A 13,238-nucleotide genomic window follows, 5' to 3' on the forward strand; every position below is an offset into this window, starting at 1 on the left:
CAGGCACCCCTTGCGCCGCCACGGCTGAATCGCGGGATCACTTCAATCGCGTGAGATAGGCCTTGAACACGGTAGCCCAGGTGCGGCCACCATCGCGCGAGTAGGAAATTTCGAAACGGTGGGCGTCTTCGGTGATGTCGGACCACACTTCACGCGAGAGGACAGTGCTACCTTTGTACACGGTGGTTCCAAAGAGCTCTCCGCGGCCGTCCTTGAAACTTCCCACGGAAGGCGTTTCGATCTGCCCAGAGTCGCTGTCGATATAATCCTGAGTCCATTGGCCGGCCTTGGCGTTGTAGACGAATAGCGTTGCTCCCTCCCAGTGCCCGGCTCGGCCATCCGCTTCGATCTCTTCCAGCCAGGCGCGGCCTCCCCAGATCGGACGCGCCGTCTTCGTACCGTCCATGGTCTCGGTGAGGGATCCGCCATCGAACGGATCGAGCACTTTCGTGACGTGGGTATGCCAAACCCCGCGCACGAAATCGAAGTCATGAGCGCCGTTCCGTGGCGGCGCATCGCCAGCGCTGGCGGCTGCGCCCACGAGGATCGCAGCGATCGCCGTTCCCGTTTTCAACACGTTCCCCATCTTCGCTCTCCTCGATTCGGTGCGCAGGACTTTAGGTGAAGCGGGACGGGCTGGTTGGGCCAATTCCTGGAATATCACGTGGGCCATTCGACACCGGGCATGCGAGAACCGCGGAAGCCCTCTTGTATCGTGGGGGCGATTCAAATATTGGTGACCTACTCCCGCTGACCGGAACGATCGCATGAAAGTCCCTTTTCTCCTCGCATTCCTGGCAGCGGCTGCCCCTATGGACAACGCCAGCTCCGATCCTGCCTCGATGCCGGCTTCCCTCGCGCGGGCTGCGGCCGAGTTCGATCGCGCGCAGATCGGCGGTGATGCCGCTGCACTCCGGCGCCTGCTAGCCGATGACTACGTTCTTTTCAACAGCGGGGCGCAGGTCGAGGACAAAGCGGCGTTCATCAGGGACTACACCACCGATGGCTTCAGCCTGAAACCTTACCGAGTAGAGCAAGAGGTGATCCGGATCTGGCCACACGGTGCGGTCCTGGGTGGCGTGGTAACGCTCGACGGCTCCAGCGGAGGGAAGCCGTTCAAGGCACGGCTGCGATTTGCCGACGTCTGGCGTGAACAAGATGGTGTCTGGCAGGTTGTCTTCACACAGGCCACTCGTTTGCCTTGAACCGCTCCGTCAGGGGAATTCCAAGCCAGTGAGACGGATGTCCCGGTCGCATGCTTGAGCGGCGGTCCGGGACGCCCCATGCTGGAGAGCCCCCCTCCCCACAAGGACTCCCCATGGAACACCGTCAGCTCGGCCGCTCCGGCCTCAAAGTCCCCGTTCTCAGCCTCGGCACCGGTACCTTCGGTGGCTCGGGCGAGTTCTTCGAGCGCTGGGGCTCCACCCAGGTGGAGGAAGCCCGGCGCATCGTGGACCTGTGCCTGGATCATGGCCTCAACATGTTCGACACCGCGGACATCTATTCCCGCGGCATGGCGGAGGGAGTACTCGGCGAAGCCCTCAAGGGGCGCCGCGACAAGGCCCTGATCGCCACCAAGGCCACCTTCACCATGGGCGACGGCCCGAACGACAAGGGCTCGTCGCGATACCACATCGTGCGCTCCTGCGAGGCCAGCCTGCGCCGGCTGCAGACCGACCACATCGACCTGTATTTCATGCACGGCTTCGACGCCCTCACGCCGGTGGAAGAAACCCTGCGCGCGCTTGACGACCTGATTTCCAGCGGCAAGATCGGTTACATCGGCGCCTCCAATTTCTCCGGCTGGCATCTCATGAAGTCGCTCGCGGTTTCCGAGAAATATGGCCTCGGCCGCTATGTGGCCTACCAGGGCTTCTATTCGCTCGTCGGCCGCGACTACGAGTGGGAACTCATGCCGCTGGCGCTCGACCAGGGCGTGGGCACGATGGTGTGGAGCGCGCTGGGTTGGGGCCGGCTTACCGGCAAGATCCGTCGCGGCAGGCCCGCGGATGCCGGTCGCATCGCCTCCGGCGGCGCGGTCGGCGGCCCGCCCGTCGATGAAGAGAAGCTCTACGACATCGTCGACGTGCTGGACGCGATCGCCAACGAGCGCGGCAAGTCGATCACCCAGGTGGCGCTGAACTGGGTGCTCAGCCGTCCTTCCGTGTCCAACATCGTGATCGGGGCCCGTGACGAAGCCCAGCTGACGCAGAACTTGGGCGCGGTCGGCTGGACGCTCACGCCGGAAGAAATCGGCCGCCTGGACGCGGTGAGCCAGACCACGCCGCCCTACCCCTACTGGCACCAGAAGGGCTTCGACGAGCGCAACCCGAAGCCGACGACGTGGTGATCCCGTAGCAACGGCAGACGGAGCCAGCCCGCGTCGCGGCAACAGGCTTGCCCGACGTCGCGCCGGCGAGGATGCTACGGGCCCGCCTTCATTGGACCCGTAGCATGCCTTCTCTCGGTGCCGTCACCTTCCTCGTTCGCGACTATGACGAGGCGATTCGCTTCTTCGTCGATGCGCTCGGCTTCGAGCTGATAGAGGACACGCCGCTGAGCGAAACCAAGCGTTGGGTGACGGTCGCGCCACGCGGCTCCCACGGCACCCGGCTGCTGTTGGCGCAGGCGGCAAGCGACGAGCAGCGCGCGCACATCGGCCGGCAAGGCGGCGGCAGGGTGTTCCTGTTCCTTGAAACCGATGATTTCGCTCGCGACGCGACACGCATGCGCGCTCATGGCGTGCGCTTTCGCGAGGAACCCAGGCACGAGCCTTACGGCACGGTCGCCGTCTTCGAAGACCTCTATGGCAATGCCTGGGACCTGATCCAGCCGGCCTGAGGTGAACACCGCACCATGAACGGGAGCGCACCCGGCGCGCCGCTCCCCTCCGCACGCTCAGGGCGACGCCACCTTCTTGTGCGCGCTCTCGTCGTCATCCTTGTTTTCCTTCGGTTTGATCGTCAGCAGCTCCAGCGGCTTGCCGTCGCTCAGGCGAATGCCCCAACCGCGCTGGACCGCCGCGAGGTCGTCGATCTGCGGGCAGATCTTCTGGGTTTTCGCGTCCAGCGCGTGCGAGCGCTTGTCCATTTCCCGATCCAGCGTCTTGTCGAGGGCTTCCGCCCGTGCCTGCAGGGCGGCCACCTTGCTCGAATCGCCGGAAAGCGCCGCCGTCACCGCGCTGGAGGTGACCGAACCGACCAGCTCGCCCACCGAATCGCTGATCGAACCGGCAAGGGTCTCGGTCATGCGGTCCGACGACCAGTGCCCGGCCCCGATGCCTTCGTCGATCTCCCGCAGTGCCTGGGCCTGCTTGCGCTTGAGCTTCTCCAGCATGCCCGCACGCTGGTCGCCATCGGCGAAGGTGAGGGTCACGGTCGTCATGGCCGAGAAGCCCAGCTGGGTCGCCTCCCTCGCGATCTCGGCAACTTGCGGCATCAGCCGGCGAACACCGTCTTCATAACGGCGCAGGGCATCGGCGTCCGCGCGCGACACGGCGATGTCCTTGCCGTCGACGCGCAGCGCGCCGTCGTGCAGGAAGACCTTTGCAGGCGTCCCGCTTGCACGGTGGAACGACAGACCGGACGCCGTGACGTCCACGTCGTACGGCGTGGAGTAGTCGTACTTGCACGGGTCCGTGCTGAAATTGAAGCCGTGCGCTTCCGCCGGCACGGTCGAGGCCGCCAGCGAGAGCGCGAGCGCCGCTGTTCCAAGAATCAATGGATGTCGCATGTCCTTCTCCCCAGGGATGGCGCGGGTAGGATGCGCCCTGTCGTCCCAAGGTTTAAAAGGAACGCCTTGGCGACGCATGGGCGTTTGGTCATCCCGTGACTTCCGGCACGGTCAGGAGCTGAGGCCGCGTTCCCTGGCGTATTCGGACAGTCGGCTGTCATGGTCGATGCCGAGCTTGCGCATGGCGTCGCGCTTCTGCCGGCTGACGGTCTTCACGCTGCGGCTGAGGCGCTCGGCGATCTGGCCGATCGACATGCCGCTGACATACAGACGCACCACCTCGATCTCGCGGGCCGACAGGCGCACCGCGTCGGCACGGCACAGGACTCCGGCTTCGTCGAACTGCCGGCGAATGGTCTCGCTGAGGTATGCATGGCCCGCCGCCGCCTGCCGCACCGCCACTGCCACCTCGGTAAGCGGCGCGCGCTTGTCGCACAGCCCCAGCGCTCCGCGCGTGCGCATGGTCTGCAGCACGGCCGCGTTGTTGACCATCGTGAGCACCACCACCGGGAGGCGCGGGTAACGGCGACGAATGAGATCGATGAGGGAAAGGCCGTCGCCGTGACGGCCACCGGGCATGGAAAAATCGGTTACGACGACATCGCACGGACGCGACGCAAGCAGTTCGACAAGCTGGTCACCGTTGGAGGCCTCGCCCACCACATCGATATCGCCTGCTGCTTCGAGTGCCGCGCGCGTGCCCATCAGCACCACGGGATGATCGTCGGCAATGATCGTGCGCAGAATCATGTCTTTCCTCGCCGGCGGCAAGGTGCAGCCGCCATCCGTGAGATGTGTTACTCGTCGTACGGCGCGGAGATTACAGTAAACGTTCGCGCGTGTTCGAAGGAACGCCATGACCTGATTGAGATTATTGGTCATTCCCTCGCCCCGATTTCGTGCAGGCGACGCCATGCTCCGAAGGGGATTTCCTAGGCGCCTGTTTGCCCCGCTCTGGCCTTGCAGGCCACGCGACCGCGATCGGGACAGCATGTCGTCGCGATATCGCGAGCGATAGCCGACGAGTGCATCTGCATGACGCGCACGGAGGGCATACGCCGACTTCCGTCGCCCGCTAGGCGTTGCCCCTACACGACGTTATGGGCGCCGACGAGTCGAGTCGCCTCAGGAACATCTCAAGAAAACAAGTCGAATTTTTCAGACTTGTCTTATTCTCTCGATACCCGTGCGCGGTCCATCCTGTATGCAACGCGCTGTGTCCGGCGCTCTTGGGGCATCCGTCATGCTGCCGCACACCATCGAATATCACATCGCCGATGTGGGCGACGCCTGGGGCATCTTTCGCGAAGGCATGCAGATCGCTGTCAGGAAAGATCCGGTCGACGCCATCGCGTTCGCCAACTATTTCGCCGATCGCGAAACGCTCATGTCGTCCCACCCGGTGCACGTGATGGCCGACGTGCACCTGTATCGAACCTTGCAGGAGATTCGCGACGCGGCATGACGCCGGCGCGACAGCGGTGCGCATTAACGTCCGGCGGCGCTGCCGAGACTCGTCATGTCCAGGTGCAACAAGCGAAGACGCGCGATGTGTCGCCCCACCATGGCGCGATCGCCGGAAGTCGCTTCCAGACGCACGAAGGCATCCAGCAGGCGGCGTTCCATCTGTTCCAGCGTACGGATGTAGGTCACGTCAGGATCGCTGGACAGTTTCACCGAGGCCTCGATCATCGTGCGCCGCACACCACTCATCGCTCCCGCGGCGGTGGCGGGCCTGCCGCCCTTCGACGACACCTGTGCTTGCAGGTCCCGGGCAATGGCTGTGAGGGCATCGGCGGATTCTTCGAGGATCACCTTGAGGCCAGGCTCCCGCACGCCGCGTGCGGCCTGCTTGTACAGGTCGCGGTCCGCGATGACGCGCTTGATCAGGCCGTTGACGACGCGATTCGAAGTGCTTTCCATGGGCCGGACCATAGTCCTGCCCTACTTAGCCGGCCTTAAATGCGGCGGCCGGCGGTCAGCCGCCGGTCATCCGCCGCGCTCGACGAGGAGCAACGGCCTGCCTGCGGCGTCGTGGAGTCCCGACTGAAGCTCCACGAGCTGTCCGATGGAAGGACAAAGTGCCTGGATGCGTGGCTTGAGCGCCGCCTCCAACCTGGCCACCACGCGCGCCTGACCGCCCGTGGTCACGTTCGCGACACGGTCGCGCAGCGCTGCCGCGCCCTGGAGATCGCCGTTCATGGCCAGCTCCATGGCCTGCCCTCCCACGTCCCGGGTGAGGATCGGCCCCACATCGGCAACGATTTCCTGGGCGTAGGCACGCATGGCGTCTTCCTGCCAGTCGCGCGTGCTCTGGCTGGCCGCGATGCGGCGTTTGATGTCGGCCACGCGGGCATTCAGCACCCGATCGAGTTCGCCGTCCGACACGGCCGAGGGTGCCGCCGTCGCTGCCTCGTCGCGTACAGCTCGCGCCGCGAGGTCCACGCCGTCATTGGCGATGGCTTTCGCCATGGGCACCAGGTTGCGTACCTGGCGCTCGAAAAGCGCCACGCGGTCCTGCTCGTCCGGCCGCAAGGGCACCTGCTTGCCATCGGTGTCCAGCGCGCCATCGTGCATGCGCACGGTTCGCGGCGCGGCGTCCGCGCGTTCGAAAACCAGTGCGTCCGGCCGCACGGTGAGATCGTAGGTGCTGGCGACCTGACAGGTGGTCGCGAGGTCCTGCGCGCCGGCGCCGCCGGCAACGCAAAGAAGGATGACGAAAGCGGGGAAACGTGCGCGCATGACGGGAGGCCGAAGGAAAGGCCCTTCGATACCCGCACACGAACGAATGCCCGCTGAACCGCCCTGCGGCCTCTAAAGCGGAACGTACCCGAACTGCTGCCGCACTCGCACCGTGCCGAGTGCCCAGGAAAGCCAGCCCAACACGGGAACCGAAACCGCCTTGAGGAGGAGTCCCACAAGGAGGATCGTGCGGTGTTTCTCGCCCGTGGCGAGCAGTTCGGCGGGCAGTCCCGGTTGGGTGAGCACCACACCGAGCTGTCTCCATTGGTCGAACGCTCCCCAGGCCGTGTAGGCCGACCAGACAAGCAGGACGAGGGCGACGACGCGCATGGCCCGCCGGCCCCACTCGCGCCAGCGCAGGGTGCCCAACGCGACGGCCACCACGACGAAGGCCGCCAGTGCGTATGCAAGCGACCACATCATGCCCACGCGCGGATCGCCGGCACCGGCGGCAATGGCTTCCGCGCTGACCGCGCCCACCGCCTTGGCGAGGATCACGGAGGCATAGGTGTTGATGACCAGGCCGACGGCGGCCAGCAGCATCACGAGCCACACCACGATGCGCCATGGCGCGAAAGGACGCGGGCGCTTCACGCCCCGGGTGGCACCGAACACGATCAGGCGCCCGCTTTCTTCAGCTCGGCGAGGTCCGCCAGCACCTGGCCCGAATTCTTCTCGGGGTCCACGTCCTTGTAGATCTTGACGATCTTGCCGGCCGGGTCGATGAGGAACGTCTCGCGGCGGGCGTACTTCTGCCCGGTGGGCGTCGTGGTGAGCACGTCGTATTTCACGGCCACGGCGCTATCGGCGTCGGAAAGCAGCGGGAACGGCACGTGGTACTTCTCGGCGAATTCCTTGTGCGACTTGACGTCGTCAAGGCTCACGCCCAGGACGACCGCACCGGCCTTATGCAGCTTGGCGGTGTCGTCGCGGTAGGTGCACACCTCGGTGGTGCAGCCGGCCGTGAAGTCCTTGGGATAGAAATAAAGGACCAGCCACTTGCCCTTGTGGGTTTCCAGCGTATGCCAATCGCCCTTCTGGTCCTGCAGGCGGAAGTCGGGCGCCTTGTCGCCCACGACAGGCGCGGCGGCCCAGGCGGCGGCGGTGACGATGCACAACGCAAGGAACGTGATGAGGCGGCGCATGGATGGAACCTCGGGATGGGGAATGGGATTCCGTGAGTGTACTCGTGACGTCCCGGGGTTGCGCCAGCCCGTGAGATTCGCAAGAAATGGGGGCGCCGCAAGGGCGCCCCCAAAGGGATTACTTCCCGAGCCGCTCGATTTCGAACTTGCTCACGTCCACGCCGAGGTTGATGCCGCGACCCGTGCCGGTAATGGCCAGCGACACTTCGCCCTTGGTCATGACGGCGCTCTCGGCGCTCTTCACCACGCCCGCATTGGCGCCGGCGCTTGCGTATTCGCCGTAGATCTCGCTGAGACCCTTGACGTTGGTGAACTCGCCCTTGCCGCCCTCGATGCTGAACTTGCCGGCGGTGAGGCCGCCGCCGCGGACGTGGATCATCACGTCTGCGCTCTGGCCATTGTCGCAGCGCACGTGACCGCGGCCGTCCGCCTTCTTGTAGATCGCCGCCCAGCCCGTGGTGCTGAAGGTCATGTGGCACTTCGTAGCGGCCTCGGCCGCCTGGGCCGGCTGGATGCCGAAGGAACCTGCCGCCGCCAGGGCCAGGGCGGCCATACCCGTGATGCGCTTGATCATGTTCGTTCTCCGTGGAAAAGGTGGCAGGAAACTGCGAGGCGGATTCTCCACTCACGATTGTGAAGAAATCCGGAGCGAGACCGAAGCCGTTCAGGCGCCGAGTGGGTTGGTGCATGGTCCGTGAACCGCTTCGTCGCATGGGAGACCGGGCCTACTATGGGTCATCCCCTCCGCCAAGGACTTCGCTATGCCAAAAAACATACTGGTCGGCTACGACGGCTCGGAGACCGCTCGCCGGGCGTGTCTTTTCGCTCTGGAACTGGCCGCCTGCGCCGGTGCCCGCGTGCATGTCGTTTCCGTGCTCCAGATCGAAAACGGCGCCGATACCTCCGCCCTGATGATGACCGACAACGGCGAGGAGCGGCTGACGGCCCTGCGCGACGAGGTCGCCGGACTGAACCCGGGCTCGCGCGTGCCCGTCGAGGTGGACCTGGTCCACGGCAGCCCGGGCGACGCCCTGCTCTCGTACGTGGCCCAGCACGGGGTCGACCATATCGTCATCGGGCATACCGAACGGGGCGCCCTCGCCCGCTGGCTGGTGGGCTCCACCTCCACGGATGTGCTCGCCAAGGCCCACGTTCCGGTCACCGTGGTGCGCTGACGGCCCGCCTTTGTCACAATCCTGCCATTGCCCGTGCGGGCCACATTACAAAGAGACCGGGGAACGCCAGCAGTGAGCTATGCCGCCACCTTGCCATGGACGCTCGAAACACTGGACCTGTCGCGCATCGATGTCGCGAAGGTCAGAGACAACGAAGACCTCTTCCTGCTCCTGTGCAGCTCGTCCTTCGTCGAAAGCGGATCCGACCTTTACACCCACAATCTCGTGGACCACTTCGCCGGCGACGACGAGTTGCAGGGCTGGCTTCGCGACCATTGGGAACACGAGGAACTGCAGCACGGCCGCGCGCTGGCCGCCTACGTCCGTCATGTGTGGCCGGAGTTCGACTGGGACACCGGCTTCAAGAACTTCTTCGCCCATTACGGCTCGGTCTGCACGTCCGAGGAACTGGAGCCGAACCGCGGCCTGGAACTCGCGGCGCGCTGCGTCGTGGAAACCGGCACCGCCAGTCTCTATCGCGCATTGAACGACGTGACCGACGAGCCGGTGCTGCGGGAGCTCACGAACTACATAAAGAGCGACGAAGTGCGGCACTACAAGCACTTCTACCAGCATTTCCGCGTCTATCGCGAGCGCGACGGCATCGGCCGGGTCAGCACGTTCCGCACCTTGCTGAAGCGCCTGCGCGAGATCAAGAACGAAGACAGCGACATCGCGCTGCGCCACGTGTTCAACGTGCGCTATCCGGAGAAGGCGCACGACGACGCGGAGTTCCGCCGCGTCACCTCGCGTGCCGAAGGTCTGCTGAAGCGGCACATCCCCGCCGAGATGACGGTGAAGATGCTGCTGCGTCCGCTCGACCTGCCGCCGAAGGTGAACTCCATGCTGGAATGGCCGCTCACGCGCATTACCGAGAAGCTGTTCCTTCACTGAGGAAGCCCGGCTCTTCGAGCCGGGCACCCGCCGTCATTTCTTCTTCGGCAGCGGGGTCCACTTCGCCGGATCGAAACCACCGGTTTCGAACAGGAGTGTCGTCTCGCCGCGGCTGACGGTCACCACGTCGATGGTCAGCCGCTTCGTCTTCGCAAGGTCTTTCAGGAACTGGGCGTCGTTGCGGAACAGCAGGGCCGGTTCGCCCGTGGGCGGCCGGAACGCCTTGATGATCTTCGCCTTGCCGTCGAAATTGGCCTTCAGCGAGCAATCGCCCTTGCAGACGAAGCCCTTGCCCGTGGTGGCATAGAGGAACACGCTCTGGCCCCACGCCGTGTGCCGGCGCAGGATCAGGCGAACCGTCTGCTCGCCGGTGGGCCGGCTCGACTGGATGGTGGCCGTGCTTTGCGTGCCGCCCTGCATCGGCGAGGTCTGGTAAAGCCACAGAGCCGCCAGGCGGGCTTTCTCACTCGCGGCCTTGTACGACGTTTCGAGATCGCCCAGCGTCTTCTTTACCTCCGCGGCCGCGGGCGTCTCGGGATATTTGTCGACGATCTCGTGGCCCAACTGCACCGCCGGGCCGTCGTTGTGCAGCTTCAGCAGCTGCTGATAGGTCTCGAGCTTCTTCGCCGCTTCCTGAGCGCTGTTGTCCGGCGGGGGAGTCTGCGCGGCCTGCTGGTCCTGCGGCGACGAGCAGCCGGCGACGAGTGCGGCGAAGGCGATGAGTGAGGCGATACGGCGCATGATCTTGCGGACCCCGGCTGGAAAGCCCCTAGCTTCCCCGATACCGCGGCCGCGATCAAACGACGCCACGGGGGCGTAAAATCGTCGCAACCCCTCAAGGATCGCCGATGTCGTCCACTCCCCGGGAAGCCGCTTCGCTGCTCAGTTATCGCACGTTCGTGCAATTCTGGTTCGCGAAGAACGCGTCCAGCTTCGGATTCCAGATGATGTCGGTGGCCGTGGGCTGGCAGGTCTACGAGATCACCCATCGCGCCCTCGACCTTGGCCTCATCGGCCTCGTGCAGTTCGTGCCGTCGGTATTGCTCGCATTGCCCGCGGGGCACGTGGCCGACCAGTTCGACCGCCGCCGCATCGTGGCCGTCTGCCAGGCGATCGAATGGGTCGCCATCGCGCTCCTCGCCGGCTTCAGCCTCTCCGGCCACCTGACCGAAACCGGCATCCTGGCGCTCGTCTTCGTCGTGAGCCTGGCGAAGACGTTCGAGTTTCCCGCACTGCAATCCATGCTTCCCGCCCTGGTGCCGATGCACGTGCTGCCGCGCGCGATGGCGGCCAACGCGGCGGCAGGCCAGGCCGCCATGATCGCCGGCCCGGCGCTCGGCGGCCTCCTCTATGTGGCCGGCCCAGCGACCGTGTACGGGGTGTCCGCCCTGCTGTACCTCGTCGCCCTCGTGTTGATGACACGGCTCGCGTACGACCACCTGCCACCACGCCGGGAACCCGCCACGCTCAAGACGCTGTTCGCCGGTATCCACTTCATCCGCCACCGCCCGGCGGTGTTCGGGGTGATCTCCCTCGACCTGTTCGCCGTGCTGCTCGGCGGCGCCACCGCGCTGTTGCCGATCTTCGCGAAAGATATCCTCCATACCGGTCCGTGGGGACTGGGCGTGCTGCGCGCCGCGCCGGCCGTGGGCGCCCTGCTGATGTCGCTGTGGCTTTCGCGGCATTCGCTCGAGCGACGCGTCGGCCCGATCATGTTCGCCTCCGTGGCGGGGTTCGGTCTGGCGACGCTGGTGTTTGCCCTGTCCAACGTGTTGTGGCTCTCCGTCGTCGCGCTGTTCGCGCTCGGTGCGTTCGACATGGTGAGCATGGTGATCCGCGGCGCCCTGGTGCAGTTGGAAACGCCCGACGACATGCGAGGACGCGTAAGTGCGGTCAACGCCATCTTCATCAACACATCCAACCAGCTCGGCGAATTCGAGTCGGGCCTGCTCGCCGCGGCCATGGGCGCGGTCAACGCGACCCTGATCGGGGGCATCGGCACCCTCGTGGTGGTGGGGCTCTGGATGTGGTGGTTTCCGTCCCTGCGCCGCCGCCAGGGGCTGGTTTCGGACCCCGAGCCGGTCGAGGGCGCCAGCGGTACGGTCTGACACGAGCCCAAAAGCGTGCTATTAGGTGGACGTCTATACCTCCAAAGGGGATGAAGCCACCATGAAGCGACTGCTCGCCGCCCTGCTCTTCACCTTCGTTGCCGCGGCCCAGGCCGCGCACCCGGGTCCCGCCACGCTCGACGAAGCGCTTGCCCAGGGCAAGCGCGAGCAGAAGCCGGTGATGGTCGATTTCCAGGCGGTCTGGTGTTACTCCTGCTATTTCATGGCAAGCCACGTACTCAACGGCAAGGAGTGGAACGACCTCAATACCAAGGTCGTGTTCTACGAAGCCGATGCGGACAAGCCTGCCGACAAGGCATGGATGCAGAAACTGAACGTCCATTTCCTTCCCACCTATGTGCTCATCGGCCCCGATGGCGAAGAACTCGGCCGCATCCTCGCGGAGCGGCCGCGCGCCACCTTCTACACCGAGGTCGCGGGCATCCTGTCCGGCGATGCGCGGCTGTCGAAGCAGAAAGCCGACGCAGCCAAGGGCTCCATGGCGGCCGTGGCCGATGTGCTCGATACCTACCAGCTCCGTTATCAGGGCACGGAAGGCATGGCGTGGTTCGACTCCCTGCCTGCCATGGTCCGCAACGTATCGGACAAGGACAAGCGCGTCGCGCTTGCGAAGCAGCGGCTTCTGCTCCTGCAGGCAAAGGACAAGAAGGACGACCAGGGCATCGTCGACGCCGCTGGCCGCGTGCTCGCCGGCAACATCGGCTGCGACCGACCCTATGTCCTCGACGACCTGATCGAGGCAAGCGCAAAGCAACAGGCCGACGAGCGTCGCCGCCTCCTGGCGCCGCAGGAAGCACCGTATAAGCAGTACCTCGACACGCAGGTGTTCACCGCATCGCCCGCCTGCGCCGACCAGCGCAGCGCCGTGCTTACGGCGGCCGATCTGGATGCCGCGCTGGGCGACCACGACGGGGAGCAGGCGGTCTTGCGCAAGGCCATCGACCTCAGCCGCGAGAAGCTGCACGGCGATCTGCGCAGCGACCGCAACCTCGCGGACAATCTCCGCGTCTATCTGGTGCGTGCGAAGGCCGGCGAGGAACTGGACACGCTGGAGAAGCAGCTGATCGCCGCCTATCCCGAAGACTACGTGTACAACTACCGCTACGGCCGCCGGCTCGTCGAGAACGGCAAGCCGGCCGAAGGGCTACCTTATCTGGACGCAGCCGCGAAGAAGGCCTACGGGGCGAATCGCATCACCGTCGCCTCCTTCCAGGTGAAGGCGCTCCGGGCCCTGCACCGTGACGACGAGGCGCGTCAGCGCGTCGCGGAGACCGTGGCCGCGGAAGGCAAGGCCTTCCCCGAGCAGACGAAGAAGCTTCAGGAATCGCTTACTGCCACCGCCGGCTGACCGACGCTCCCCGGCCCTTTCGTGGGCCGGGGAACTGCTACCCTTCGTGGCTCCCGCCAGTCCGAGCCCGGTC

Annotated in this window: 17 protein-coding genes; 8 read left to right on the forward strand and 9 right to left on the reverse strand. The window is 65.5% G+C overall.

All coding sequences use genetic code 11. From position 1 onward, the window contains the following. Positions 1 to 37: 37 nt before the first annotated feature. Positions 38 to 586: a hypothetical protein gene (locus HBF26_RS06430; protein ID WP_167124202.1), complete on the reverse strand. Its 549-nt coding sequence runs from the start codon at positions 584 to 586 to the stop codon at positions 38 to 40. Positions 587 to 767: 181 nt separating this feature from the next. Here HBF26_RS06430 and HBF26_RS06435 point away from each other — a divergent pair, with 181 nt between their 5' ends. The 3 genes from HBF26_RS06435 to HBF26_RS06445 all read left to right on the forward strand — a co-directional run bounded on the left by HBF26_RS06435 (position 768) and on the right by HBF26_RS06445 (position 2,841). After that, positions 768 to 1,205: a nuclear transport factor 2 family protein gene (locus HBF26_RS06435; protein WP_167124204.1), complete on the forward strand. Its 438-nt coding sequence runs from the start codon at positions 768 to 770 to the stop codon at positions 1,203 to 1,205. A 113-nt stretch (positions 1,206 to 1,318) separates the two neighbouring features. Continuing rightward, complete coding sequence (locus HBF26_RS06440) at positions 1,319 to 2,350, forward strand: aldo/keto reductase (RefSeq protein WP_167124206.1); 1,032 nt, start codon at positions 1,319 to 1,321, stop codon at positions 2,348 to 2,350. A gap of 104 nt (positions 2,351 to 2,454) precedes the next feature. Further along, on the forward strand, positions 2,455 to 2,841 hold the full coding sequence (locus HBF26_RS06445; RefSeq protein WP_167124208.1) for a VOC family protein: 387 nt from the start codon (positions 2,455 to 2,457) through the stop codon (positions 2,839 to 2,841). Between the two features lie 57 nt (positions 2,842 to 2,898). Here the strand turns inward: HBF26_RS06445 and HBF26_RS06450 are convergent, their stop codons facing one another. Beyond that, positions 2,899 to 3,732, reverse strand: a complete 834-nt coding sequence (locus tag HBF26_RS06450; RefSeq protein ID WP_167124210.1) for a DUF2884 family protein — start codon at positions 3,730 to 3,732, stop codon at positions 2,899 to 2,901. A gap of 111 nt (positions 3,733 to 3,843) precedes the next feature. Continuing rightward, positions 3,844 to 4,482, reverse strand: a complete 639-nt coding sequence (locus HBF26_RS06455) for a response regulator (protein ID WP_193569783.1) — start codon at positions 4,480 to 4,482, stop codon at positions 3,844 to 3,846. A 493-nt stretch (positions 4,483 to 4,975) separates the two neighbouring features. Here HBF26_RS06455 and HBF26_RS06460 point away from each other — a divergent pair, with 493 nt between their 5' ends. Further along, a complete protein-coding gene (locus HBF26_RS06460) occupies positions 4,976 to 5,197 on the forward strand; it encodes a hypothetical protein (protein ID WP_167124211.1) in 222 nt (73 codons plus the stop codon). 23 nt (positions 5,198 to 5,220) lie between these two features. Here the strand turns inward: HBF26_RS06460 and HBF26_RS06465 are convergent, their stop codons facing one another. The 5 genes from HBF26_RS06465 to HBF26_RS06485 form a co-directional block, all read right to left on the reverse strand. After that, positions 5,221 to 5,655, reverse strand: a complete 435-nt coding sequence (locus tag HBF26_RS06465; RefSeq protein ID WP_167124213.1) for a PA2169 family four-helix-bundle protein — start codon at positions 5,653 to 5,655, stop codon at positions 5,221 to 5,223. A 66-nt stretch (positions 5,656 to 5,721) separates the two neighbouring features. Continuing rightward, positions 5,722 to 6,474, reverse strand: coding sequence for a DUF2884 family protein (locus HBF26_RS06470; RefSeq protein WP_167124215.1), 753 nt, complete (start codon positions 6,472 to 6,474; stop codon positions 5,722 to 5,724). A 72-nt stretch (positions 6,475 to 6,546) separates the two neighbouring features. Continuing rightward, positions 6,547 to 7,089: a hypothetical protein gene (locus HBF26_RS06475; RefSeq protein WP_167124217.1), complete on the reverse strand. Its 543-nt coding sequence runs from the start codon at positions 7,087 to 7,089 to the stop codon at positions 6,547 to 6,549. A 2-nt stretch (positions 7,090 to 7,091) separates the two neighbouring features. Further along, positions 7,092 to 7,619: a peroxiredoxin gene (locus HBF26_RS06480; RefSeq protein WP_167124219.1), complete on the reverse strand. Its 528-nt coding sequence runs from the start codon at positions 7,617 to 7,619 to the stop codon at positions 7,092 to 7,094. A gap of 118 nt (positions 7,620 to 7,737) precedes the next feature. Continuing rightward, positions 7,738 to 8,193, reverse strand: a complete 456-nt coding sequence (locus HBF26_RS06485) for a hypothetical protein (protein ID WP_167124221.1) — start codon at positions 8,191 to 8,193, stop codon at positions 7,738 to 7,740. Positions 8,194 to 8,380: 187 nt separating this feature from the next. Between HBF26_RS06485 and HBF26_RS06490 the strand changes: the two genes are divergently transcribed. After that, a complete protein-coding gene (locus HBF26_RS06490; RefSeq protein WP_167124222.1) occupies positions 8,381 to 8,794 on the forward strand; it encodes a universal stress protein in 414 nt (137 codons plus the stop codon). A 72-nt stretch (positions 8,795 to 8,866) separates the two neighbouring features. Beyond that, positions 8,867 to 9,688, forward strand: coding sequence for a ferritin family protein (locus HBF26_RS06495; RefSeq protein WP_167124224.1), 822 nt, complete (start codon positions 8,867 to 8,869; stop codon positions 9,686 to 9,688). Between the two features lie 33 nt (positions 9,689 to 9,721). Here the strand turns inward: HBF26_RS06495 and HBF26_RS06500 are convergent, their stop codons facing one another. Continuing rightward, the gene (locus HBF26_RS06500) at positions 9,722 to 10,429 is read right to left on the reverse strand and encodes an outer membrane protein assembly factor BamD (RefSeq protein WP_167124226.1); all 708 of its coding nucleotides are present in this window, start codon (positions 10,427 to 10,429) and stop codon (positions 9,722 to 9,724) included. Positions 10,430 to 10,536: 107 nt separating this feature from the next. On the opposite strand from HBF26_RS06500, the gene HBF26_RS06505 reads away from it, so the two are divergent. Together HBF26_RS06505 and HBF26_RS06510 are read left to right on the forward strand one after the other, a co-directional pair. Then, positions 10,537 to 11,796, forward strand: coding sequence for an MFS transporter (locus HBF26_RS06505; protein WP_167124228.1), 1,260 nt, complete (start codon positions 10,537 to 10,539; stop codon positions 11,794 to 11,796). Between the two features lie 61 nt (positions 11,797 to 11,857). After that, entirely contained in the window at positions 11,858 to 13,165 is a 1,308-nt protein-coding gene (locus HBF26_RS06510; RefSeq protein WP_167124230.1) for a thioredoxin fold domain-containing protein, read from the forward strand. Positions 13,166 to 13,238: the final 73 nt, after the last annotated feature.

Source organism: Luteibacter jiangsuensis (assembly GCF_011742555.1).
In the GTDB taxonomy this organism is placed as follows: domain Bacteria; phylum Pseudomonadota; class Gammaproteobacteria; order Xanthomonadales; family Rhodanobacteraceae; genus Luteibacter; species Luteibacter jiangsuensis.